Annotated in this window: 23 protein-coding genes and 1 tRNA gene; 13 read left to right on the forward strand and 11 right to left on the reverse strand. The window is 68.9% G+C overall.

Annotated features, from left to right (window positions below):
• Nucleotides 1-6 precede the first annotated feature (6 nt).
• The 3 genes from ACQFZP_RS01550 to ACQFZP_RS01560 form a co-directional block, all read right to left on the reverse strand.
• Nucleotides 7-843: a siderophore-interacting protein gene (locus tag ACQFZP_RS01550; RefSeq protein ID WP_211890120.1), complete on the reverse strand. Its 837-nt coding sequence runs from the start codon at nucleotides 841-843 to the stop codon at nucleotides 7-9.
• Nucleotides 840-1,658 (reverse strand): ABC transporter ATP-binding protein, encoded by an 819-nt coding sequence (locus tag ACQFZP_RS01555; protein WP_211890121.1) that lies wholly within the window; start codon nucleotides 1,656-1,658, stop codon nucleotides 840-842. The genes ACQFZP_RS01550 and ACQFZP_RS01555 overlap by 4 nt, the downstream gene beginning before the upstream one ends.
• A gap of 192 nt (nucleotides 1,659-1,850) precedes the next feature.
• The gene (locus ACQFZP_RS01560; protein WP_181027006.1) at nucleotides 1,851-2,480 is read right to left on the reverse strand and encodes an AraC family transcriptional regulator; all 630 of its coding nucleotides are present in this window, start codon (nucleotides 2,478-2,480) and stop codon (nucleotides 1,851-1,853) included.
• A 397-nt stretch (nucleotides 2,481-2,877) separates the two neighbouring features.
• Here ACQFZP_RS01560 and ACQFZP_RS01565 point away from each other — a divergent pair.
• Nucleotides 2,878-2,950: transfer RNA gene (locus tag ACQFZP_RS01565), tRNA-Ala, on the forward strand.
• 62 nt (nucleotides 2,951-3,012) lie between these two features.
• Here the strand turns inward: ACQFZP_RS01565 and ACQFZP_RS01570 are convergent.
• Nucleotides 3,013-3,693: an NADPH-dependent F420 reductase gene (locus ACQFZP_RS01570; protein WP_374100752.1), complete on the reverse strand. Its 681-nt coding sequence runs from the start codon at nucleotides 3,691-3,693 to the stop codon at nucleotides 3,013-3,015.
• A gap of 67 nt (nucleotides 3,694-3,760) precedes the next feature.
• On the opposite strand from ACQFZP_RS01570, the gene ACQFZP_RS01575 reads away from it, so the two are divergent.
• A complete protein-coding gene (locus ACQFZP_RS01575) occupies nucleotides 3,761-4,111 on the forward strand; it encodes a DUF2200 domain-containing protein (protein ID WP_104312427.1) in 351 nt (116 codons plus the stop codon).
• Between the two features lie 56 nt (nucleotides 4,112-4,167).
• The gene (locus ACQFZP_RS01580; protein ID WP_211890123.1) at nucleotides 4,168-5,451 is read left to right on the forward strand and encodes a heparan-alpha-glucosaminide N-acetyltransferase domain-containing protein; all 1,284 of its coding nucleotides are present in this window, start codon (nucleotides 4,168-4,170) and stop codon (nucleotides 5,449-5,451) included.
• A gap of 80 nt (nucleotides 5,452-5,531) precedes the next feature.
• Here ACQFZP_RS01580 and ACQFZP_RS01585 read toward each other — a convergent pair whose 3' ends face one another.
• Nucleotides 5,532-6,527: an ABC transporter substrate-binding protein gene (locus ACQFZP_RS01585; protein WP_211890124.1), complete on the reverse strand. Its 996-nt coding sequence runs from the start codon at nucleotides 6,525-6,527 to the stop codon at nucleotides 5,532-5,534.
• A gap of 58 nt (nucleotides 6,528-6,585) precedes the next feature.
• Here ACQFZP_RS01585 and ACQFZP_RS01590 point away from each other — a divergent pair, with 58 nt between their 5' ends.
• The 4 genes from ACQFZP_RS01590 to ACQFZP_RS01605 all read left to right on the forward strand — a co-directional run bounded on the left by ACQFZP_RS01590 (nucleotide 6,586) and on the right by ACQFZP_RS01605 (nucleotide 10,450).
• The gene (locus ACQFZP_RS01590; RefSeq protein ID WP_307852717.1) at nucleotides 6,586-7,653 is read left to right on the forward strand and encodes a FecCD family ABC transporter permease; all 1,068 of its coding nucleotides are present in this window, start codon (nucleotides 6,586-6,588) and stop codon (nucleotides 7,651-7,653) included.
• Nucleotides 7,650-8,714: a FecCD family ABC transporter permease gene (locus ACQFZP_RS01595; protein WP_104312423.1), complete on the forward strand. Its 1,065-nt coding sequence runs from the start codon at nucleotides 7,650-7,652 to the stop codon at nucleotides 8,712-8,714. Before ACQFZP_RS01590 ends, ACQFZP_RS01595 begins: the two co-directional genes overlap by 4 nt.
• A gap of 68 nt (nucleotides 8,715-8,782) precedes the next feature.
• Nucleotides 8,783-9,979, forward strand: a complete 1,197-nt coding sequence (locus ACQFZP_RS01600) for an MFS transporter (protein ID WP_307852718.1) — start codon at nucleotides 8,783-8,785, stop codon at nucleotides 9,977-9,979.
• 18 nt (nucleotides 9,980-9,997) lie between these two features.
• Complete coding sequence (locus ACQFZP_RS01605; RefSeq protein ID WP_307852719.1) at nucleotides 9,998-10,450, forward strand: DUF1622 domain-containing protein; 453 nt, start codon at nucleotides 9,998-10,000, stop codon at nucleotides 10,448-10,450.
• A 51-nt stretch (nucleotides 10,451-10,501) separates the two neighbouring features.
• On the opposite strand, the gene ACQFZP_RS01610 is transcribed toward ACQFZP_RS01605, so the two are convergent.
• From ACQFZP_RS01610 to ACQFZP_RS01620, 3 genes are all read right to left on the reverse strand, one after another.
• Complete coding sequence (locus ACQFZP_RS01610; RefSeq protein ID WP_211890125.1) at nucleotides 10,502-11,704, reverse strand: TetR/AcrR family transcriptional regulator; 1,203 nt, start codon at nucleotides 11,702-11,704, stop codon at nucleotides 10,502-10,504.
• A gap of 207 nt (nucleotides 11,705-11,911) precedes the next feature.
• Complete coding sequence (locus tag ACQFZP_RS01615; RefSeq protein ID WP_211890126.1) at nucleotides 11,912-13,270, reverse strand: Ig-like domain-containing protein; 1,359 nt, start codon at nucleotides 13,268-13,270, stop codon at nucleotides 11,912-11,914.
• 236 nt (nucleotides 13,271-13,506) lie between these two features.
• Entirely contained in the window at nucleotides 13,507-13,710 is a 204-nt protein-coding gene (locus ACQFZP_RS01620) for a cold-shock protein (RefSeq protein ID WP_068478769.1), read from the reverse strand.
• A gap of 638 nt (nucleotides 13,711-14,348) precedes the next feature.
• Here ACQFZP_RS01620 and ACQFZP_RS01625 point away from each other — a divergent pair.
• From ACQFZP_RS01625 to ACQFZP_RS01645, 5 genes are all read left to right on the forward strand, one after another.
• Complete coding sequence (locus ACQFZP_RS01625) at nucleotides 14,349-15,131, forward strand: alpha/beta fold hydrolase (RefSeq protein WP_211890127.1); 783 nt, start codon at nucleotides 14,349-14,351, stop codon at nucleotides 15,129-15,131.
• A 101-nt stretch (nucleotides 15,132-15,232) separates the two neighbouring features.
• Complete coding sequence (locus ACQFZP_RS01630) at nucleotides 15,233-16,321, forward strand: GNAT family N-acetyltransferase (RefSeq protein WP_211890128.1); 1,089 nt, start codon at nucleotides 15,233-15,235, stop codon at nucleotides 16,319-16,321.
• Between the two features lie 52 nt (nucleotides 16,322-16,373).
• A complete protein-coding gene (locus tag ACQFZP_RS01635) occupies nucleotides 16,374-16,691 on the forward strand; it encodes a VOC family protein (protein WP_211890129.1) in 318 nt (105 codons plus the stop codon).
• Between the two features lie 4 nt (nucleotides 16,692-16,695).
• Entirely contained in the window at nucleotides 16,696-17,202 is a 507-nt protein-coding gene (locus tag ACQFZP_RS01640; protein ID WP_211890130.1) for a VOC family protein, read from the forward strand.
• Nucleotides 17,199-18,146, forward strand: a complete 948-nt coding sequence (locus tag ACQFZP_RS01645) for an SDR family NAD(P)-dependent oxidoreductase (protein ID WP_211890131.1) — start codon at nucleotides 17,199-17,201, stop codon at nucleotides 18,144-18,146. Before ACQFZP_RS01640 ends, ACQFZP_RS01645 begins: the two co-directional genes overlap by 4 nt.
• On the opposite strand, the gene ACQFZP_RS01650 is transcribed toward ACQFZP_RS01645, so the two are convergent.
• Nucleotides 18,086-18,472 carry a thioredoxin family protein gene (locus tag ACQFZP_RS01650; protein WP_179556374.1) on the reverse strand — a complete coding sequence of 129 codons (387 nt, stop codon included), beginning with the start codon at nucleotides 18,470-18,472 and terminating at the stop codon, nucleotides 18,086-18,088. The genes ACQFZP_RS01645 and ACQFZP_RS01650 overlap by 61 nt on opposite strands.
• 104 nt (nucleotides 18,473-18,576) lie before the next feature.
• Here ACQFZP_RS01650 and ACQFZP_RS01655 point away from each other — a divergent pair, with 104 nt between their 5' ends.
• Nucleotides 18,577-20,046: a DHA2 family efflux MFS transporter permease subunit gene (locus ACQFZP_RS01655; RefSeq protein WP_211890132.1), complete on the forward strand. Its 1,470-nt coding sequence runs from the start codon at nucleotides 18,577-18,579 to the stop codon at nucleotides 20,044-20,046.
• 69 nt (nucleotides 20,047-20,115) lie between these two features.
• On the opposite strand, the gene ACQFZP_RS01660 is transcribed toward ACQFZP_RS01655, so the two are convergent.
• Entirely contained in the window at nucleotides 20,116-20,403 is a 288-nt protein-coding gene (locus tag ACQFZP_RS01660) for a YciI family protein (RefSeq protein WP_104312416.1), read from the reverse strand.
• Between the two features lie 8 nt (nucleotides 20,404-20,411).
• Nucleotides 20,412-21,332: a PRC-barrel domain-containing protein gene (locus ACQFZP_RS01665; protein WP_211890133.1), complete on the reverse strand. Its 921-nt coding sequence runs from the start codon at nucleotides 21,330-21,332 to the stop codon at nucleotides 20,412-20,414.
• Nucleotides 21,333-21,408: the final 76 nt, after the last annotated feature.

Genomic DNA, 21,408 nt, shown 5'->3' on the forward strand with positions numbered 1-21,408 from the left:
CGCCCCTCAGTTCTCTGCCCGGCCGATCTTCCAGTACCCCGAGAAGGTGATCGAGCTCGGCGGCAGGTCGCACTGGCGGACGAGGTGTCGGCGGATGACCTTCACCGTCGACGATTCGCCGGCCAGCCACGCGTAGAACGAACCGGAGATCTCCGTCGCGACGGCCCAGGCATCCACGGCCTGGGTGAGCCGCTCGCCGTATGGGTGCTGCCCTCTCACGAGCCACGTGACGACGACGTCCGCGTTGCCGGTGGGGAGGGGAACGCAATCGGCGGCCGACGGGACTTCGAGGAACACGCTCGCCGCGGTCGTCGTCGGGAGGCGCTGCAGGATGTTGCGCACGGCTGGCAGCCCCGTCTCGTCGGCAGCGAGCAGGAGGCGCCTCGCCCCGTGGGGTTGGAAGTCCATGCCGCCGGTCGAGTCGTCCGCTCGGACGTCGGGGCCGACGACGATGAGCTCGTCCCCGGGCCTGGCGTTCGCCGCCCACGCGGTGGCGGGGCCGGCCGGCTGGTGGAGGACGAAGTCGATGTCGATCTCCCGGAGCGATGGGCGCGTCGCACTGGGTGTGTAGGTGCGGATGGGGTTCCGCTGCTCGTCTGGCAGCGTGCGCCACTTCGAGTACCAGTCGGTGAGCGCGGGTGCTGGAGAGCCCTTGATACCGAAGTCGCCGTAGCTGCCGTCGGCGTGCTGGAAGACGAGCTTGATGCGGTGGTCGTTGCCGTGCGGCGCGAAGTGCTCGAGGCCGTCGGCACCGAGCGTGATCCGCACGTAGCTGGGGGAGACGCGAGCCACCCGCTTGACCTGGGTGACGAATGGCGGGAATGGCGTGTATTCCTCGGTCATGCAGGCATTGTCGTGGGAGACCGCTGCACGAGGGCGGAGTGGGCGAGGGGAACGACGAGCGGCGTGTCCGTCTCAGGGTCCGGCACGATCCGTGCTCGAACGCCGAAGACTTCGGCGACGAGCTCCTCGGTGACGACGCTTGCCGGGGGCCCTTCGGCGATGAGCTCACCCGCGTTCAACGCGATGAGGTGCGTCGCGTAGCGTGCTGCCTGATTGAGGTCGTGCAGGACGGCGATGAGGGTCTTGCCTTGGCGGTGCAGCTCGGCGCAGAGTTCGAGGACGTCGATCTGGTGCGCGAGATCGAGGTAGGTGGTCGGCTCGTCGAGAAGCACGACGGGGGTGTCCTGAGCCAGCACCATGGCGATCCACACGCGCTGGCGCTGACCGCCGGACAGTTCGTCAACGCTGCGCGCCGCGAGGTCGGTGAGGCCGGTCCGCACGAGGGCCTCTTCGACCGCGTCGTCGTCGTCGTGAGACCACCGCTGGAGGATGCCCTGGTGCGGGTGCCGGCCGCGCGACACGAGGTCGGCGACCGTGATCGTGTCGGGGGCGATCGAAGACTGGGGGAGCAGCCCGATGCGCTTGGCCAGCTCCTTGGCTTTCAGCGTGCGGATATCCGTGGAGTCGAGGAGCACGCTGCCGCCAGCAGCGGGCAGCAGACGGGCGAGCGAGCGCAAGAGGGTGGATTTGCCGCACGCGTTGGGTCCGACGATGACGGTGAAGGAGTTCGCCGGGATGGTGACGTCGAACCCATCGAGGACGGTCCGCTGGTCGTAGGCGACCGTGAGGTCGGCGGCGCGCAGCTCTCCGCTCACGCGAGGCCGCGCTTGCGAGCCTCGGCGATCGGCGGTGCACTCGCAGGGGTGAGCTCGGTGGTGTCTCGCATGTTGTGGACCTACTTCGTCTGGCGGGCACAGGCTAGGCTTGCCTTGCTCCCGAGTATCCCACGGTTCGGCTGTGTCTGGTGTTGAGAGTCCGGTCCTGCGCCTCCCGGGACGCTCCGCGGTTCAGGCGATGAGGGCGTGCGCGCGGTACTGGCCCGGGGTCATCGCGAGCACTCGTCTGAAGGCGTCGATGAACGTGCTGGTCTGCGCGTACCCGAGCGTTCGGGCGACGAGCGCAACGCTGTGCCCGTTCGAGAGCTGCTCGAGCGCTGATTGCACGCGGACCAGCTGGCGCCAGCTGTGGAACGAGACGCCCGTCTCGTTCTGGAAGATCCGGGCGAGCGTCTTGCTGCTCACTGCGAGCGATTCGGCCCATTCGTCGAGCGATCGGCGGTCGCCCGGGTCTGCGCTGAGCACGTCTGCGATGGGCAGGATGCGCTGGTCGCGGGGCATGCGGACGCGGAGGTCGTGAGACGTTGGGGCGAGGTTGTCGAAGAGGACCCGCTCGATGTTGCGGCGCTGCACCTGGGTGAGGTCGGCGGCCTGGAGGCGGACCAGCAGTTCCTGCAGCAACGGCGTGACCGTCACTCCGTAGGCGTCTCGGGGGCGGAGGAACGACTCCCGCTCAGAGAAGAACGTCGCCTGGAACTCGCAGTCTGCGGAGACGCGGCTCGTGTGGACGATGCCGGCAGGGACCCAGACGGCGAAGTGAGGCGGCACCACCCAGACGCTTCGCTCTACCACGAGCTTCATGATCCCGCGTTGCACGGAGAGGAGCTGGCTCACGGGATGCGAATGCGGCTCCCACTGGACAGCGTGGCCCTGCTCTTGCCTTGGCAGGGTTCTCGCCGCGGGAAGCAAGGCGAGAGGCGGGGAGACGTCCGGCTCGATCACGGAGGTGTGCGAGTCACGTTGCCACGTAGGCGGGAGTCCGGCGGTGCGCATACCTCGAGATGGTACACACTGTGGGACCGTTCCAAACGATCCGTATGAGTAGTCAAGAAGCTCATACGGATTCCTCCAATGTTGACGTCCGTGATCCAGGATCGTGGAACCTTATGCGGGATGCACGGTGGCTCTGATTCGGCGACGGCTCGCGCGGGTCGCGTTGGCAGTCCGTGCTGCCCAGTGGTAATGTTTCCTCCCGTCAGGGCCTATGGCGCAGTTGGTAGCGCGCCTCGTTCGCATCGAGGAGGTCAGGAGTTCGAATCTCCTTAGGTCCACAGCACTGAGGGCCCGATCACTCGATCGGGCCCTCTTTTCGTGCGCTCCGCGTCGCTGGCTATCAGCTGAGGTCGCGGTAGCGCTTCGCCTCGGCGAGCGCCGCCACCAGCTGGGGTTTCGTCGCTCGGGCTCCATAGCCCGGGGTGTCGCGCTGGATGCGCCACCCCTCGGCGAGCGGCGTCACCTCGACCGTGTCGAAGCCGAACTCGTCGTAGAGTCCGCGGACCACGTCGAGGGCGTCCTGGCTGTCGCTGGCCGCGACCAGAGCGCGCCGATCGGCGTCTCCCGCGGGGCGAGCATCCCTGGTGATGTCGGCGGCGCCGATGTGATTGAACGCCTTGACGACCCGCGACTGGGGGAGGTGCTGCTGGAGCAGCTCGGATGTGGTGGTGGTCTCGTCGTCGAGTTCGGCGATGGCACCGTCGCGCTGCGGATAGTAGTTGCTGGTGTCGAGCACGATCTTGCCGGCGAGTGCCTCGACCGGCACGGCGCTGTATGCGTGGAGCGGGATGGTCACGACGGCCACCTCCGCGGCTTCGGCAACTTCTATGGCCGTCGCCGCGCGAGCCGTCGGTCCGAGTTCCGCGACGAGCGACGCGAGCGTCTCCGGCCCGCGGGAGTTGCTGATGACGACGTCGTACCCCGCCTCCACCGCCTTCCGAGCGACCTGGCTGCCGATATTGCCTGCACCGATGATTCCGAGAGTTGTCATGCTCGAACCAACTCCGGATGCGCGCGGAATCTTCCGATGTGACAGCGCGTGACGGCAGGTGACGTCGCTAGAATCTGGACAACACGAGGGAGCTGACATGGCAGGCCATCGCATCTACGGGACCGCGTTCGCGGACGTCTACCCGCACTACGTCACGAAGGCGGAGCGGAAGGGGCGCACGAAGGCCGAGGTCGATGAGATCATCCGCTGGCTCACCGGGTACTCCGAGGAGCAGCTCGACGGGACCATCGAGCGCCGCGTCGACTTCGAGGGCTTCTTCGGCGATGCGCCGCTCATGCAGCCGAACCGCGCCCTCATCAAGGGCGTCGTCTGCGGCATCCGAGTGGAGGAGATCGAGGAGCCTCTCATGCAGGAGATCCGCTACCTCGACAAGCTCGTCGACGAGCTCGCGAAGGGGAAATCGATGGAGAAGATCCTCCGGAGCTGACTCCGCCTCCCCGCGGGGACGTGCGCGTCGGCGCGCCGTGACGGTAGCGTGAATGCGTGAGCGCCCAGAGCATGCCAGGCAAGCCGGCCGCACCCCTCCGAGGTGGTGGGCCTGCCGGCGAGGGCGCTCGGCGCGCGGGACGCATCACGGGCCTCGACCTCGCGCGCTTCCTGGCGCTCATCGGCATGATGGCTACGCACGTGTGGGTCACCAACTCGGATGGATCCACGCCTGCCCTCGCCGCGTTCCTCGGCGGCAAGGCGGCCGCCCTCTTCGCGGTGCTCGCCGGGATCGGCGTCGTGCTCACCACGAGGAAGCAGCGGGACCGCCGCGCCTTCGGAGCGGCTGCCCTCAACGTCTTCGGGCGAGGCCTGGCCCTCATGGTGATCGGTATGACCCTCGGCCTCGTGCCCGGCCCGATCGCCGTGATCCTGGTCTACTACGGGCTCGTGTTCTGGCTCGTCGCGCCGCTCCTCCGGCTCTCGAACGTGTCGCTGCTCATGGTCGCGACCGCCTGGGCCGGGCTGTGGCCGTTCCTGTCGATGCTCCTGCGCGCGCCCCTCAACGTCGGCTCCGAGCTCGGCACACCCAGCTGGCTCGACCTCGCGCATCCGCTCGAGCTCCTCCGGGGGCTCTTCGTCACGGGCACCTACCCGGTGCTGACCTGGGTGGTCTACGCGATCGTCGGCATGGTGGTCGGGCGGATGCTCCTCGTCGCCCGCGAGCGCGGCACGATCCTGCAGCTGAGCCTCGGACTCACGGCCTTGGGATCAGTGCTTGCGCTCCTGGGCGTCGGCATCAGCATGCTGCTCGCCGGGCCGTTCGGCGGTCTGAGCTCGATCAGCGCCTCGACGGGTGCCGGAGATCAGGCGTCCGAGCTCTTCTACTCCGCCGCCTTCGGCACCACCCCGACGGAGAGCGGCTGGTTCCTGGCATCGCCCGCCCCTCACTCCGGGACGACGTTCGACCTGGCGATCACGGCGGGCACCTCAATCATCGCCATCGGCCTGTGCCTCGCCGTCTGCCTGCGACTCGGCGACGCGACACTCCGCGTCCTCGGACCGGCTCTCGGTGCGGGGGCGACACCGCTGACGATCTACACCCTGCACGTCATCGTGGCAGGGGTCACCTATACGGCGCTGGTCCACGGCGGTGTGCTCGCGGATGCCCCGGAGCTGTTCTGGCTCGTCTCGAGCGCCCCGATCTGGCTTATCCATGTCGCGTGCGCGCTCGCCGTCGGCGCCGTCTTCTTCTGGTGGCGGCATCGGGGCCCGCTCGAGGCGGCCGTGACCTGGACAGGGCAGCGATTCGCGTCCCTCATGGATGCGCGTCGCGAGTGAGCGCGCCGAAGGTGCGCAGGCGGAGACGGCGCCCGCCACCGGGACTCGGTGGGCGGGCGCCGTCTGCGTCAGGGTGCGCGCTACTTGCCGGCGAGCGCCGTCTGGATCTGCGGGGCGACCTGGTCGATGGCGTACTGCACGGCGAGCGTCGTGCCGAGTGAGTACGCCGAGGCGACGTCGCCGTCGATGACGACGGCACGCCCGTCCGCGACTGCGGGAATCTGCTGCCACTGCGCGTCATCGGTGATGGCCGACTTCTCGATGAAGATCGGGAACGCGACGATCAGGTCTGCGTCGAGCAGGTCGAGCTGCTCGTTGGAGACGGTCGAGGTGAAGCCAGACTCGGCGACAGGGAGCTCGGCGATCTTCGGGCTCTGCACGAAGCCGAGGTTCTCGAGGAACGCGACACGCTCGCTGCCGTCGATGTACGCGCCCCAGCCCTCGGACGTCTTCGTGGCCGCGGTCGCCGTCTTGCCAGCCCACTCCGGGTTGGCGTCTGCGACAGCAGCGAAGGCCGCGTCCACGTCCGCGAGCAGCTCGTCACCCTTCTCGGGGACGCCGAGTGCGCTCGAGATGAGCTGCATCTGCTGCTCGGTCGACGTCAGGTAGCTGTCGCCTCCCTCCGGCACACCGACCGTGGTGGTGATCGAGGAGAGACGGTCGTAGCGGTCCTGGTCTCCGGAGCTCTTCGTGTCGAGGATGAGATCGGGTTCGAGGGCCGCAATCGCCTCGTAGTCGGGCTCCATGGTCTCGATGATGACCGGGGCCGTGTCGTAGAGACCCTCAGCCCAGGGGCCGACACCTTCACCGCCGAACGCCAGCCAGTCCGACGCGCCGACAGGCTGGACGCCGAGCGAGAGCGCGGTCTCGGCATCACCCCATCCGAGGGCGACGATGCGGGTCGGTGCCTCATCGATTGTGACCTCGCCGAACTTGGTGTCGACGACCGCTGGGAACGTGCCACCGGCTGCCGGGGCGGACGTGTCTCCTGCATCGGTGTCGGCGGTCGCGGAGCATCCCGTCAGCAGGAGAGCGGCTGCGGAAGCGAGGGCGAGGCCCTTGGCGAGGTGTTTCATGGAGACCTTCTGTCTGAGTGAGCGGCAGTCGATGTAGGTTAGCCTAAACTCGGTTGTCGTGACGACAGAAGTGAAAGCCGGGCCACCTGGCGGCGTGGTCCGTTCCGCGGCAGGCTCGACCAAGCGCGTCTCAGCGGCGCGGCGAGGCTCCATGCTCCTGATCTCGACCCTCCTGCTCGCCCTCGCCTGCGCCCTCAGCATCGCGATCGGCTCCCGGGAAGTGCCGCTCGGGCAGGTCTGGGCCGCGGTCACCGGGGGAGACGTCGACCAGGCCACGCGCACGGCGATTCTCGACCTGCGTGTCACGCGCACCATCATCGGCCTGCTCGTCGGCGCCGGCCTGGCAGTCGCTGGTGCCATCATCCAATCCGTCACCCGGAACCCCCTCGCGGACCCCGGCATCCTCGGCGTCACCTCGGGGGCATCCTTCGCCGTCGCGCTCGCCGTGGCCGTGCTCGGCGTGACCAGCCCCAACGGATACGTGTGGTTCGCGTTCCTGGGCGCCGCGGCGACAACCGTGCTCGTCTACTTCCTGGGCAGCGGAAAAGGCGGGCCGAACCCGCTCAGGCTCACACTCGCCGGCATGGCGTTCGGGGCAGTGCTGAGCGGCATCATCGCCGCGATCCGCTTCTCCGACCCGCAGCGGTTCAACGCCCTGCTCGTGTGGGAGTCCGGCTCCTTTCAATTTCGAACGCTCGAGACCACGCTGCCGGTCGCGCCGTTCGTCGTCGCAGGAGTGGTGCTGGCGCTCTCGCTGGGCCGCTCGCTGAATGCGCTGGCGCTTGGCGACGACCTCGCGCACTCGCTCGGCTCCTCGGTCGCGCGCACCAGGGTGCTGTCCATCGTCGCCGTCACGCTGCTCGCGGGAGGCGCCACGGCGATCGCCGGCCCGATCGCGTTCGTCGGCCTCATGGTGCCGCACCTCGCACGGGCCATGGTCGGTCAGGATCAGCGCTGGATCCTCGGACTCAGCGTCCTCCTCGGCCCCTCTCTCATGCTCGTCGCAGACGTCCTCGGCCGGGTCGTGCTCCGGCCAGGCGAGCTCCCCGTCGGCATCGTCACAGCGTTCATCGGCGCCCCGGTGCTCATCGCCCTGGCACGCCGGAAGAAGGTGAGCGGCCTGTGACCAGGCAGGACATCACGCCGCGGCGCGATCACCAGGCGGCACCGTCGAGGCCCGCAGGTCCCGCGAGGGTCGCGCGCGAGTTCCGACTGCGGCGCACCGTCGTGGTGACGCTCATCCTCAGCGGCGTCGCCGTCCTGCTCGCCGTCGTGGCGCTCGGGCTCGGCAAGTACCCGCTCACCCCCATCGAAGTGCTCGAGGCGGTCTTCGTCCCCGACGGCGGCTTCGCAACGACCGTCGTGCTCGAGTGGCGAGCGCCGCGAGTCGTCGCGGCACTCGTGTTCGGGGCGGCCCTCGCCGTATCCGGCGCGCTCTTCCAGTCGCTGACGCGGAATCCGCTCGGCTCGCCAGACGTCATCGGGTTCTCGACCGGCGCGTACACGGGCGCCGTCATCGTCATCATCGCCGGCGCGGGCACCTTCGTCGGGACGGCACTCGGAGCGCTCGCCGGCGGCCTGCTCACGGCCATCCTGGTCTACGCCCTCGCACGTCGGGGAGGCGTCAGCAGCTTCCGCCTCATCGTGGTCGGCATCGGCGTGACGGCCTTCCTGCACGCCCTCAACACCTGGATGCTCCTGCGCGCGCAGACGGAGGTCGCGATGACGGCGTCCATCTGGGGCGCCGGGTCGCTTGCGCTCGCCCAGTGGTCGCAGCTGGTGCCCGCCGCGGTCATCCTGATCCTCCTCGTGCCCGCCGTCGCGCTGCTCGCCGGCCCGCTGCGGCAGCTCGAACTGGGCGACGAGACCGCGAGGAGCCACGGCGTGCGGGTCGAGCCGACACGCTTCGCAGTGCTCATCGTCGGCGTCATGCTGACGGCAGTCGTGACCGCGGCGACAGGCCCCATCGCCTTCGTCGCGCTGTCGGCGCCGCAGCTCGCGCTGCGTCTCGAGCGCGGGCCGGGTGTGCCGATTCTGTCCTCCGCGGTCCTCGGGGGAGTGCTGCTGCTCGCGGCCGACCTCGTCGCGCAGCACGCGCTCGGCGGCGCTGTCCCGGTGGGAGTCGTGACGATCGTCATGGGCGGCGCCTACCTGGTCGTCCTGCTGGCTCTGCAGGCCCGGCGGTAGGGCGAGGCGCACGTGCTGTGCTTGGATTGCATCATGCTCAGCAAGCACCACGACGACGCGGTCGGGGAGTGACCTCCCGGGCTGACCGGCGGGCGCGCATCGCCGTCGCCGCCATGTTCCTCACCAACGGGGCGCTCTTCGCGAACCTCCTCCCCCGGTATCCTGGGCTCAAAGCCGAGCTCGCGCTCAGCAACGTCGAGTTCGGGCTCGTCGTCGCCGCCTATCCGAGTGGCGCGCTCCTCGCAGGGCTCGCCGCGGCCGCGCTCATCCGCCGCTTCTGGTCGTCGCGCCTCGCGGTGGCCGGCACGGCGATCACCAGCGTCGCCTTGTTCGCGGCGAGCTTCGCGCCGAACGGGGTGCTGCTGGCAGCGGCGTTCGCGCTCGGCGGCGCGGCGGATGCGCTCACCGACGTCGCGCAGAACTCGCACGGACTGCGAGTTCAGCGCCGCTTCGGGCGCTCCATCATCAACGGATTCCATGCGATCTGGTCGATCGGCGCAGTGCTCGGCGGGCTCATGGGAGCGGCGGCCGTGGCGCTGCATGTTCCCCTTCCGCTGCACCTCGGCATCAGCGGCGTGCTCTTCACGATCGTGGCGGTTCTCGCGTACCGGTGGATGATCCCGGGCCCAGAGCACGACGACGTCGAGGTGTCGACTGCCGGAATCAGGGTCGTGCAAGCGGGCACGGCCTCTCGGGGTGGGTCGGCGAAGTACGTCGTGCTCCTCGCGCTTGTCCTCCTGACCGTCGCCGGCTCGGTGGTCGAGGACTCGGGCAGCACCTGGGCGGCCCTCTACCTCGCCGGCTCGCTCGATGCACCTCAGGCGCTCGCCGCGTTCGGCTTCATCGCGCTCGTGGGCGCGCAGTTCGTCGGGCGGATGCTCGGGGACCGCCTCGTCGACCGGTTCGGGGAGCGCCGAGTCGCGCAGGCGGGTGGTCTCGTGACGGCGCTGGGCATGGGGGTCGCCTTGCTGTTCCCGAGCGTTGGCGGGACCATCGCAGGGTTCGCCGCTGCAGGCTTGGGCATCGCGACGCTCGTGCCTGCCGCGCTGCACACGGCTGATGAGCTGCCCGGGTTCAAGCCGGGCACGGCTATCACGCTCGTCTCCTGGCTCATGCGACTCGGGTTTCTCGCGGCACCGCCCCTCGTGGGGCTGCTTGCCGATGCAACCTCGCTCCGGGTGGGTCTCATCGTGGTGCCGGTCGCGGGAATCGTCGCGTTCCTGTGCGCCGGTGTGCTCGCCGGACGCCACCGCAGGCACGAATAAGCAGACAGGGGAGCTGGAATGCAGGAATCAATGGACCGCGTGTTCGAGATCGTGGCGGTCGCCGTCGAGGTCCTCGGTGCCGCCGCGATCATCATCGGCATCATCGTCGCGATCGTGCTCGCCGGCTTGGCGCTCCTGCGCGGGCAGGGCGGAACCGCCGCTCTTGCGACGCTGCGCACGTCGCTCGGGGCTGGCATCCTCCTGGGGCTCGAGGTGCTCGTCGCCGCCGACCTCGTGCGCACCATCACGTCGAAGCCCTCGCTGGAGGACGCGCTCATCCTCGGACTCATCGTGGTGATCCGGACGGTGCTGAGCATGTCGATCCAGATCGAGATCGAGGGGGTTCTGCCGTGGCGTCGGGCCCTCACCACGAGCGGCGCGCAGGTGCTCGCCGATCAGGTGCGAGCTGCGCGGCGCCCGCCCATCGGCGAGGACGGAGCGGCGGGAGTCCACGGCACCGACCCGCGGTGACGGCTGCGGCCCGCGCCCGTGCCAGGCGCGGGCCGCAGACTGCGGTGCGGGTCAGACGCCCAGGACGGCGCGCAGCATGTGCGCGACGCGCGCGCGGTTGCTCGGCGTGTCCTGCCAGGCAAGCACACGCCCGAGCGAATCCACGACGTGGAAACCGGCATGGGCGATGCAGCGGGCTTCGGAGGCGGAGAACTGCGGCTTGACCGCGCGCAGCAGCCCAGCCCACTCCTCGATGTGGTCCCGCTGCAGGGCCAGCAGGCGCTCACGCTCTTCGTCGCTGAGGTTCGTCGACTCGGCGATGTAGACCTGCAGCAGCTTGTGGTGCGCGAGCTGTGCTTCGACGTACGCGTCGATCAGGCCATCCAACGCCGCATCGTTGGAATCGACGGCCGCGAACACGTCACGCGTCACCTGACCGAGGTACTCGGCGGCCCGGGAGCAGGCGGCTGCGAGGATCCCGCTCTTGCTCTCGAAGTGCCGGTACACCCCGGAGGCCGTGATGCCGACGGCACCGCCGATCTCCTCGATGCTGACGAGGTTGTATCCCCGGGCGAAGAACAGGTCGATCGAGTGCGCCACGATCTGCTCGCGCTTGGCGGTCGACGGGATCCCCGTGGCGGCAGGAGCGACGTACGCCTCCGTCTCGGGGAGGTCGGCTTCGAGAGCACGCTGCGAGGCAGTGCGCAAGTACTCGGAGGTCGCCGCGGAGATGCTCGTCCGGTGCATGGACACGCTCGCGAGCACAGCGAACGCCGCCCGGCTCTGCAGCGCGCGGTCCTCGCTGCTCAAGCCTGGACGCAGCTCCTTCAGCACGCTCGAAAAGCGTCCGTAGACCTTCGCGAGGCGCTGGTCCACCGAGGCGCGGTCGGCCGGTTCGAGGTAGCGAGACTCCCAGCGGATGATCTCGCCGGTCCCTCGGCACTTGATGAGACTGTCGAGCGTCGCGTGGATGAGCGCAGCAGCCCGCTCCTCGGCGGGGGCACCGGCGGCGACGGTGGTCTCGGTGACGTCATCCGTTGCGCCCTCGACGGCGTCGACGATACCGAAGGCCGTGTGCTTGAACAGGTCGTACTTGTTGGCGAAGTGGCGGTACAGGGCCGGGGCGGAGATGCCGACCGAGGCAGCCACGTCGCTCATGCTCACCTGGTGGTAGCCCCGAAGCGCGAACGCCTGCGTGGCGGCCGACTCGATGCGCTGCTTGCGGTCCTTGGGGCGGATTGTCGGAGTGTGAGGCCACGTGGGGGGAGTGGTCATGGAGGGGGTGTTGCTCCGTTCAAGATCTGGTGCTGGTAGTGAACGAGGTCTTCGGCGCTCGGGGGTTCGCCTCTCGCCCCAGAAGGATACCCGTCCTACCGGTGGTTCTTCTTCGAACACACCCGATCTGCGGAGCGCGAACGGTGTCGTCCGTGAACGACGAATGCCACCCTGTCGAGGACAGGGTGGCATTCGAGAGCTCGCGCGTTAGGGCTGCGAGCGCCTGGTGCGTGCAAGAAGCATTGCACCAACTGCCAGGAGCAAGGCGGCTGCGGCCGCTGCGAACGGCGCAAGCGTTTCGGCTCCGGTCGTCGCGAGGCTACTCTCCGGAGTCGGCGTGACCGTCGGCGTCACAGGAGGATGCGAGGCACTCGTTGGCGTCGGCGTGAGGGCTGGTGTCGGTGTCGGTGTCTGCGTGGCGGTTGGCGTGGGTGTCTGCGTGGCAGTTGGAGTTGGTGTTGGTGTCGGTGTCGGCGTCGGCGTCGGCGTCGGCGTGGCAGTTGGAGTTGGTGTCGGCGTCGGCGTGGCAGTCGGTGTCGGCGTGGCAGTCGGAGGCGTTCCCGTGCCGTTTCCGCCGCCCTGCTGTTTGACCGTCGTGATGTGCTCGACGGTGCTGCCGTCGACGTTCGCGCTGTTGCCGAACTTCTGCCCGAGCACGAGAGGGCCCGTTGCGGTGGTCCTGTACATGAGGCGGTATCGAGCGTCAGACGTGATCGGACCCGCGAACGTGAAGGTGTAGCTCAGCAGGTCATCACTCACCGAGACGGAGTACTCGGACGGGTCGACATCCGTGAGTTCGCCATCCCCCGTGGCTGCGGCGAACGAGAACGACCCGGGATCGATCTCGTGGGGCGCGAATCCTGCGCCCGCATTGAGCGCATCCGTGATCGTCAACGTCTCCTGGCCCGCGAACTGCGAACCGGGCACGTAGATGCGCCACGTCATGCTGCCACTGGCCGTGATCGGGAAGGAGTCCTTGACCAACGACGTCACCGGCGGCTCACCGGCCGGGACGCCGATACCACCGCCAGGGAGGGGGACGACCGTCACGACGCCGTTGACCACGAAGTCCAGTCCGTCTTTCTCCGTGACCTCACTTGCCTCGGCCCAGAACCACAGGTCGCCGGCAACGTCCTGGAGGGCGTCGACGTGGTCGGTGAGGGTGCAGGTCACCACCGGGGCGTCATCGTCGCTGACTGTGCAGTTCGCGACGGTCGTGTCCGGGTCCTCCGGCGCGGAGATCGAGAACGTGCCGGCGCCCGCTATGCCGAATTCCGGGGGGAGCGTGATGCCGAACGTCTCACCGGCCGTCGCCCCAGTTGGGACTGACCATTCTGCGTCGATGCGGAGCCAGTCCCACTTCTTCGCTTCCTCCGACGATGAGCCGCTATTGGTCGTGATCGTGATCGACGAGGGATCGATCGCGGTCGGGTAGGTGAAGTCCGCTTCCGCGGCACCCGCCGTGGTGATGCCGCCGCCGATTGCGAGTGTGCTCGCGGCGAGCGTTGTCGCGAGAGCGAGGCTGGTTCCGCGGTGTTCCGCTCGGTTCGTCTGTGTTGCGCTCAATCTTCCCCCTGAAGTCGGTGTGGTGCGCGCCGCATGGCGCGCGACCCGATCAGGGTAGGCAGGAGCCCCATCGAGCGCCCGCATCTCAGGGGAGGGTGGTGCCGGATTTAGTCCGCTTCGATAGCTCACCAACCCGGAGCTGCGTCCGCATACAAACACAGCGAGTGCGACCCGAAGGTCGCACTCGCTGGGCGTGGTCAGCTCGTCGGAGGACGAGGACCGCTGAGAGCCTGTATTTAGAGCGGGCGGATGCTCTCGGCCTGGAGACCCTTGGGTCCCTGGGTCACATCGAACTCCACGCGCTGGTTCTCTTCAAGCGTGCGGAAACCCTGGACGTCGATTGCGGAGTGGTGCGCGAAGACGTCGGGCGTTCCGTCGTCCGGAGCGATGAAGCCGTAGCCCTTGTCTGCGTTGAACCACTTCACGATGCCAGTTGCCATGTTTTTCTTCCTTCATTGTTATGCAGCCCGTACTTCGGGCGATTGATCCGCGTACGGATCTGTGCTTATTAGGCACGGTCTATTTCGCGCAGGACTGCGCTGTCCGAATCTGGAGCGATTCGGGTTGCTGTTCACGACAGCGTGAACGAGCAAAGATCAGGGGTGGATAAGTACTTGGGTCGGTGCTGTCTGGGGGCAGTTCCGATTCGGATGGGGCGCGCGCTCGACCCGTATTCACTGCGGTGCTACTGGACGGCTTCCCGACACTCAGCGCGTGAGCCCAACGCTATCACGCTCTGCGCCCGCTATCGCGGGCGAATTCAGGCGAAAATTGTCACGCGGGGTCATAGGCCGGAAACCCACCGTCTGGTCAGCTGTGGGTGGCGTCGACATTGCCGAGTTTCCGGTACCCGCAGAAGGTGACCTGTGCTTTCGGAACGCGGTCCAGGTGGTGATGTTGGACATGCGGCGCTTCTCTGGGGTTAGGTTGGCCTCAGTGATGAACCGGCATCCGACGAGCGTGAGTTGGGATGCTCGACCGAGCGCTCCCTCTGCCTCGGAACGGCCGGGCGGCCGCCACCGCGTCTACGCTGGAGCGTGAATGCGTACCATTGAGAGCCAGCGAAGGAGTGGATCGCATGACGGGTGATGAGGCAATCTCGCCCGTGCGCGCGCTCCGCGCCCTCCACGCGGCACGGCGGTCCGGCCGTGCATCCGGGTCCGAAGGATCGCGCGTGGAGCTCGATGTGGGGCCCGTCGAAGTCCTCGAGTGGCTCTCCTCCCAAGGGCGCAAGTATGACAACCTCCTGGTCCTCGACGAGCGACGTTCGGCGACCGCGGGAGTCCTCGCCGAGCTGCTTCCGGACGCGCACGTGCTGGCGCCGTCTCTCGACGACCTCGGCTGGGCCCAGAGGTCAGAGGTCGCTCCGTCGACCAGCATCCCGGCTGTCGTTCAGCTGCTCGACCATTTTTCCATCGAGCGCGCAGTGCTTGTCGGGGCTGCGGACGCCGCAGACCTCGCCATCGCCGTCGCCGGAGCGCATCCAGATCGTGTGGGGGCGCTCGTGCTGGTCAACGGTGGTATCGGGCCGTCTGAGGAGCGCGCCGGCGTGACCGAGGGCACCGGGTCCGGTTCGCGCGACGCGCTGTCAGGGCTGCGGGTGCCCGTTGCCTTCCTGTTCGGTGGGCCCCTGGCCGAGTCCATGGGCTACACACCCGCATCGGTCCGAGCGACCACGTCCTGGCTGCGGCACGTCGACGCGCAGCATGTGGCTGCGGACGAGCATGAGCAGTTCGAGGAGCGGGCGCTCGCTCTCGTCGCCGACATCGTCGAGGCCCAGCTCGCCGCGGTACGTGCGCGGGCGGCGCATCCCGCGACCGGCTCCCACCGCGTGATCACGCCGGTCGACGACGCGAACTGATCGCCGCTCGCCCGCTGTCTGAGCGACTGCGCGCGGCGTCGTCGTATGCTGGACAGTTGCACATACGGGCGCGTCGAGCCCGGAGAAGTATTGGATGGTCTATGAGCGTCGCAGCTAGCGTCGAGCCACGCACGAACACGAACCCGGGCAGTTTCATCGTCCGAGAAGCCCGAGTGGACGAATTCGAGGCCGTTGGGGCGCTGACGGTTCGCTCCTTCGATGCTGGCTCCCACGGCAGCGCACGGTGGCGCGAGTGGCGTCGCCCTGCGGAGCGGGACGTCCTCGCGCGAAGCGAGGCCGGCACGGTGCTCGTGGCGGTCACCGATGGCAGCGAATCGCAGGCCTCCGTGGTGATCGGGACGACGACGGTCCTTCGCGCCGGAACGGACCCCGCACGTCTCGCACGCGGGGACGAGGCCGAGCTGCGCTTCACCGCGGTGGCTCCCGAAGCGCGAGGCGCGGGAGTTGCGGATGCCCTGGTTCACTCGGGCCTGGAGCTCGCCCGCCGGGGTGGCGCGAGGGCGGTCGTCCTCGACGTCGGTGCCGCGAACACGCAGGCCAGACGGCTGGCCGAGCGGGTCGGATTCGCCAGGGTGAAGGGCCGGGACACCCAGGACGAGACCGCCGGCGTGGAGCTGGCCTACCGCTACGACCTGACGCAGACCGAGGGCATCCGCATCCGCCTGGTCAGGCACGGTGAGATCGAAGCCATCGGCAGGCTCACCGAGCGTGCTTACAGCAACGACTACGAGGTGACGCCGAGCTACGCGGAGGATCTGCGCGACGCCGCCAGCCGCGCGCGACGCGACGAGGTCTGGGTGGCAGAGGATATCGCTACCGGGCAGATCCTCGGCTCGGTGTGGACGCCGCGTCCTGGGGAGCGGATCTCCCAGCTCGCCCGGCCGGGAGAGCTGGACTTCCGCATGCTCGCGGTCGCTCCTGAAGCCCGAGGTCGGGGCATCGGTCAGGCGCTCGCTGGCCACGTCATCGCGCTCGGCCGTGACCGCGGGGCATCGCGCGTGGTCATGAACAGCGGCCCGGAGATGCTCGGCGCCCACCGCCTCTACGAACGTCTCGGATTCGTGCATCTCACCGACCGTGAGGGGCCGAAGGAAGTGGCCCCCGGCATCGTCGTGCACCTCTACGCCTTCGGCTACGACCTCAGCGCCTCCCCGGCAGTGGAGATCTGACGCTCCTAGACTCGGTGCATCCAATCTCTCGTTCGGCGGTGAGGAGCAGACGATGCCCAGGTACGAGCGCTTCGACGCAGGGGACCCCTGCTGGGTGGAACTCGCGACATCGGACCCGCGGGGGTCGGCGTCCTTCTATTCCGCGGTTCTCGGCTGGACCCTGGAGGACATGGGGCCGGAAAGCGGGCACTCCCACCTGATCGAGGCGGGTCCCCTCCCCGACGGTGGCTCGGCAGTCGTCGGCGGGCTCGGTGCGGCCGAGTCCGGCCAGCGGACCTCATGGATCGTGTACTTCGCGGCACCGGATATCGAAGCGGCCCACGCACGCGCCCCCGGGTGCGGGCGCGTCATCGCTCGTCGACCCGAGTGATGTCGTGGACCAGGGGCGGATGGCGCTGCTCGCCGACCGACAAGGCGCGACGTTCGGACTCTGGCAGCCCGGCGGGCGCCGAGGCTTCGACGCCTGGGGCGAGCCCGGTACCACCGCGTGGTTCGAGCTGCACACGACCGAGCTGGACGAGGCGACCGAGTTCTACGCGGCGGCCACGGGGTTCGACCCGCATCCCATGGCTGGGCCGCCCGAGTTCCGGTACACGCAGTTCGGGCCGAGGCCGGGCGGCGAGGATGCACGCTTCGGTGCCTTCGAGGACTCGGCCGGGAGCGGGACCGTCACCAGGGGTGCAGCGCAGCGGCCAGACGCCGAGTGGGTCGTGTACTTCGTGACGCCCTCCGTCGATGAAGCCACGTCCAGAGCTCGCAGCCTCGGGGCAGACGTGCTCGGCGAGCCCGCGGACGCCCCCTTCGGAAGGATGGCGAACCTCGTCGATCCGTTCGGCGCGGGCTTCTGCCTGGTCGAGGCGATGGAAGGGGCTGGAGAGTGAGGGCACCCAGCGAGTACGGGCCGCATGACCTGACGGGTCGCCGCTACCTGATCACCGGGGCCTCGACGGGGCTCGGCTTCTTCACGGCGAGGAGCCTCGTCGGACGGGGCGCGGACGTGGTCATCACGGGCCGCAGCGCCACGCGCCTCGCCGCGGCTGCAGCCGGGACCGGACGTCCTGACCTCACCACCACGCTGCCGTTCGACATCGCCGAGCTGGGGGAGGTCGAAGTTGCCGCGCAGACGCTGCTCGATGGGCAGAGCGGCGGAGGCGGGTTCGACGGCGTCGTGCTCAACGCCGGTGTCGTTCATCCGCCCGCAGATCGCGAGACGACGAGCGACGGCATCGAGCGGGTCTTCGCGACCAACGTGCTCGGACACTTCGCCCTGCTGAGCCGCCTGACGGCGGGGGAAGCGCTCCGCGAGAGCGCGGCGGTCGTGTGGCTCGGCAGCATCGCGCCCGCCCTGACTCGCGCGCACCTGCAGGACGTGCAGCTGCGCGGCGGTTACACGTCGTGGAACGCGTATGCGCAGTCGAAGCTCGCGACGCAGGTGCTCGCCATCGAGGGCGATCGGCGGGCGCGCGGCGCCGGCGGGCACGTGCGGAGCCTCGTCGCGCATCCGGGATACTCGACGGGTGGGCTCACGCCGACCGTAGCGGGCGTGCACGAACCCTCGGTGGGCAAGCGCGCCATCGACGGGATGCTCGCCTTCGCTGCCCAGGGCAAGGACGATGGCGCCCTGTGCCAGCTCCGGGCCGTGACCGACCCGGAGCTCCGTGGCGGGGAGACCATCGTCCCGGCGCGTCTCACGCGAGGGCGCCCGGTGCTGGGCACCTCGCACTGGCGCAGCTACGACAGCGAGCTGGGCGAGCGCCTCTGGGACTACTGCGCGTCGCTCGCCGGCGCCGCGCCCGACTTCTCGGCGATCTCGGCGCGGACCTGATCCATGTCGACGTTCTCGAGCGCCTCGATGAGCTTCTCCACCCCGGCGAGGGGCATCGCACCGGGCTCGCGGTAGAGCAGCACACCGTCACGGAATGCCATCAGCGTCGGAATCGACGTGATCTGCAGGCCAGCGGACAGCTCCTGGTTGCTCTCGGTGTCGACCTTCGCGAACGTGATGTCGTCGTGGCGCTCCGACGCGGCGGAGTAGATGGGACCGAACTGACGGCACGGGCCGCACCATTCTGCCCAGAAGTCCACGAGCACGATGCCCGAGGAGTCGACCGTGTCCTTGAACGTCTCAGTGGTGATGTCGATGGTTGCCATGCGTCTCCTATCTCGGGGCGTACGGGGAGCACAACGCCCCACGGATGCACGCTATTCCGTCGGCGCTGAGCGTGGCATCTGCAAGGCGCGTAGCATCCCCCCTCGTGGAAACTGTCTCCCGCCCCTGGCCCGCCCTCTGGGCCCTCGTCATCGGCTTCTTCATGATCCTGGTCGATTCGACGATCGTCTCCATCGCGAACCCGGCCATCCTCCGGGACCTGCAGACCGACATCACCGCGGTCATCTGGGTCACCAGCGCCTACCTGCTCAGCTACGCCGTGCCGCTGCTCATCACGGGCCGGCTCGGCGACCGCTTCGGGCCCAAGCGCATCTACCTCATCGGCCTCGTCGTGTTCACGCTCGCCTCACTCTGGTGCGGCCTGTCGGGTGACATCGAGACCCTGATCGCCGCCCGCGCGGTCCAGGGCCTCGGCGCCGCGCTCATGACACCGCAGACCATGTCCGTCATCACCCGGATCTTCGCGCCAGACAAGCGCGGCGCCGCGATGGGCCTCTGGGGTGCGGTTGCCGGCGTCGCCACGCTGGTCGGGCCCATCCTCGGAGGGTTCCTGGTCGACGGCCTCGGTTGGGAGTGGATCTTCTTCGTGAACGTGCCGGTCGGCGTCGTGGCGTTCATCCTGGCCTGGCGCCTCGTGCCGACGCTCGAGACGAAAGCGCATTCCTTCGACTGGCTCGGGGTCGTGCTGAGCGCCGTCGGCCTGTTCCTGCTCGTGTTCGGCATCCAGGAGGGCCAGACCTTCGACTGGGGGCAGATCGCCGGACCCATCTCGGTGTGGAGCCTCATCGTGGCCGGCGGTGTCGTGCTCGCCGGCTTCGTCGTCTGGCAGCGCTTCAATCGCAGGGAGCCCCTCCTGCCGCTCGGCCTCTTCCGGGACCGGAACTTCACGGTCGCCAACCTCGCTATCTCCGTGCTCGGACTCGCGATCGTCTCCATGCCGCTGCCCATCGCCTTCTACTTCCAGACCGCGCGTGCCCTCGAGCCCACCCAGGCAGCGCTCATGCTCGTGCCCATGGCGGTCGTCTCCGGAGTCATGGCGCCCTTCGTCGGCCGGCTCACCGACCGAACCCAGCCGCGCTGGATCGCGTTCGCCGGCTTCCTCATCGTCGCCGTGTCGCTCGCCTGGCTGTCGCTGCTCATGACGGCGGATCGGCCGCTCTGGCAGCTGCTCATCCCGCCCGCATTCCTGGGTCTCGGACTCTCCGGCCTCTGGGCTCCGCTCGCGACGAGCGCGACGAGGAACCTCCCGCCGGCGCTCGCGGGGGCGGGTTCGGGGGTCTACAACATGACGCGCCAGGTCGGGTCCGTGCTCGGCTCTGCCGCGATCGCGGCCCTCATCAGCTCGCGCCTCGCGGCTGAACTGCCGGGGATGCCGCCGGAGGCTGCCGAGCAGAGCAGCGGCGAGCTGCCCGCCGCAGTCGCCGAGGGGTTCTCGACCGCGATGGGGCAGGCGCTGCTCCTGCCGATCGCGGCGTTCCTCGTTGGGGCGGTCATCGTCCTCTTCTTCGAGAAGCCCCGAGTCGAGGAGACCGCGCGGGCCGAGAGCCGCGCATAGGCGACCGAACCGAGACGAAGCCGGCCGCCGCGAGTGCGGCGACCGGCTTCGTCCACGAGGTTCGTGCGGTTACGGGACGAACGGACCGAAGACCGGGGTCCACTCGTAGACATCGGTCTGGCGGATGACGCCGACCTGCGCGAACGGATCGGCGGGGATCAGCTCGCGCAGCGATGCTTCGTCGTCGCTCTCCCACAGGAGCAGCGCGCCGGCGTGCGGTGCCGCCCACGGGCCCGAGGCCTTCAGGATGCCCGCATCCTTCTGCTCGCCGAGCCAGGCTCGGTGCGCGGGGCGGTGCTCGTCGCGGGTCGCGTCTGAATCGTCGTCGTAGTGGTAGATCGTGGCGAAGATAGGCACGGAGGCTCCTAGGTGCGGTCGGTGGTGCTCGGGTCGGTCGTCTCGTCGTTCGGGCGCTGGAAGCCGATCTCTTCCCACTCGTTGACGGTGGGCGCCTCGAACTCGTCATCGTCGGCCGCTGCCTCGGCCGTCGCGATGAGGCGAGTGTCGTCGTCATCGGCGGTGAGTAGCGGTGCCGCCGTCTCGTGGGCGTCGAGGCTGGCTTCCGTGTCGAACGCCGAATCCGAGACGGACTCGGCGAGCAGCGCATCCTCGGCCAGGGTCGCCTCGTCGGTCTCGCCGATGTCGTCGCTGCTTCCCTCGAAGACGACCGGAGCGCTGCCGGGGCGCAGCTCGCTCCCGCCTTCGACGAGGCTCGTCTCGGTGCCGTTCTCGGGCATGCGACCGGGAACCTCGTAGTGCACGTAGAGAGCGTCCTCCTCGGCGGGGCTGAGGTTCTGGTCGACCTCGGTGCTCGGCGCGCTCGTCACAAGCGACTTCGCGTACGGGACGAGGATCCGCTTCTCGTCGAGCTCCGCGAGGTCGAGCGGGATGAAGTACTCCTTGGTGCCGAAGAGGCCCGTCTTGACAGTGACCCAGTTCGGGTCGCGAGTCTGGTCGTCGAGGTACACCTGGCCGACACGGCCGATGCGCTCGTCGCCGGGGCCGAAGACCGTCGCCTGGAAGATGCGGGTGAGCTTGGCCTCGTGCGCCTTCAGCTCGGCGGCAGCGTTGCTCTCCCCGCTGAGAGCGGGGCCGCCCGCCGTCAGGGAGTCGGAGCCCTCGTCGACCTGCTGCGGGGGCGCGATCGGGTCGTCCTCGAGTCCGCCAGCGACCTCGGCGTCGGTCAGGCCCCGCTCGGGGCCCCCGGTGGCGTCGATGCGCGTAGTGTCGTCGTCGCCCGGCTCGAAATCAGGGTCGAACTTGGTGTTCGTGTCGTCGGCAGCCATGCTGTGCTCCTCGGTCAACGTGGATGTGGCGGGTCGCTCGCGCCGGCCTGCGCGCGAGAGACCTGCACAAGACTAG

The organism is Pseudoclavibacter sp. Marseille-Q434 (assembly GCF_050315415.1).
GTDB lineage: Bacteria > Actinomycetota > Actinomycetes > Actinomycetales > Microbacteriaceae > Pseudoclavibacter.

Excerpts from the sequence above, each read along its gene's own strand:
- ACQFZP_RS01625 (WP_211890127.1), top strand. The coding sequence starts at position 14,349 with ATGACGGGTGATGAGGCAATCTCGCCCGTGCGCGCGCTCCGCGCCCTC.
- ACQFZP_RS01575 (WP_104312427.1), top strand. The coding sequence starts at position 3,761 with ATGGCAGGCCATCGCATCTACGGGACCGCGTTCGCGGACGTCTACCCG.
- ACQFZP_RS01610 (WP_211890125.1), bottom strand. The coding sequence starts at position 11,704 with ATGACCACTCCCCCCACGTGGCCTCACACTCCGACAATCCGCCCCAAG.
- ACQFZP_RS01550 (WP_211890120.1), bottom strand. The coding sequence starts at position 843 with ATGACCGAGGAATACACGCCATTCCCGCCATTCGTCACCCAGGTCAAG.
- ACQFZP_RS01635 (WP_211890129.1), top strand. The coding sequence starts at position 16,374 with ATGCCCAGGTACGAGCGCTTCGACGCAGGGGACCCCTGCTGGGTGGAA.
- ACQFZP_RS01605 (WP_307852719.1), top strand. The coding sequence starts at position 9,998 with ATGCAGGAATCAATGGACCGCGTGTTCGAGATCGTGGCGGTCGCCGTC.
- ACQFZP_RS01665 (WP_211890133.1), bottom strand. The coding sequence starts at position 21,332 with ATGGCTGCCGACGACACGAACACCAAGTTCGACCCTGATTTCGAGCCG.
- ACQFZP_RS01560 (WP_181027006.1), bottom strand. The coding sequence starts at position 2,480 with ATGAAGCTCGTGGTAGAGCGAAGCGTCTGGGTGGTGCCGCCTCACTTC.
- ACQFZP_RS01630 (WP_211890128.1), top strand. The coding sequence starts at position 15,233 with ATGAGCGTCGCAGCTAGCGTCGAGCCACGCACGAACACGAACCCGGGC.
- ACQFZP_RS01650 (WP_179556374.1), bottom strand. The coding sequence starts at position 18,472 with ATGGCAACCATCGACATCACCACTGAGACGTTCAAGGACACGGTCGAC.
- ACQFZP_RS01585 (WP_211890124.1), bottom strand. The coding sequence starts at position 6,527 with ATGAAACACCTCGCCAAGGGCCTCGCCCTCGCTTCCGCAGCCGCTCTC.
- ACQFZP_RS01620 (WP_068478769.1), bottom strand. The coding sequence starts at position 13,710 with ATGGCAACTGGCATCGTGAAGTGGTTCAACGCAGACAAGGGCTACGGC.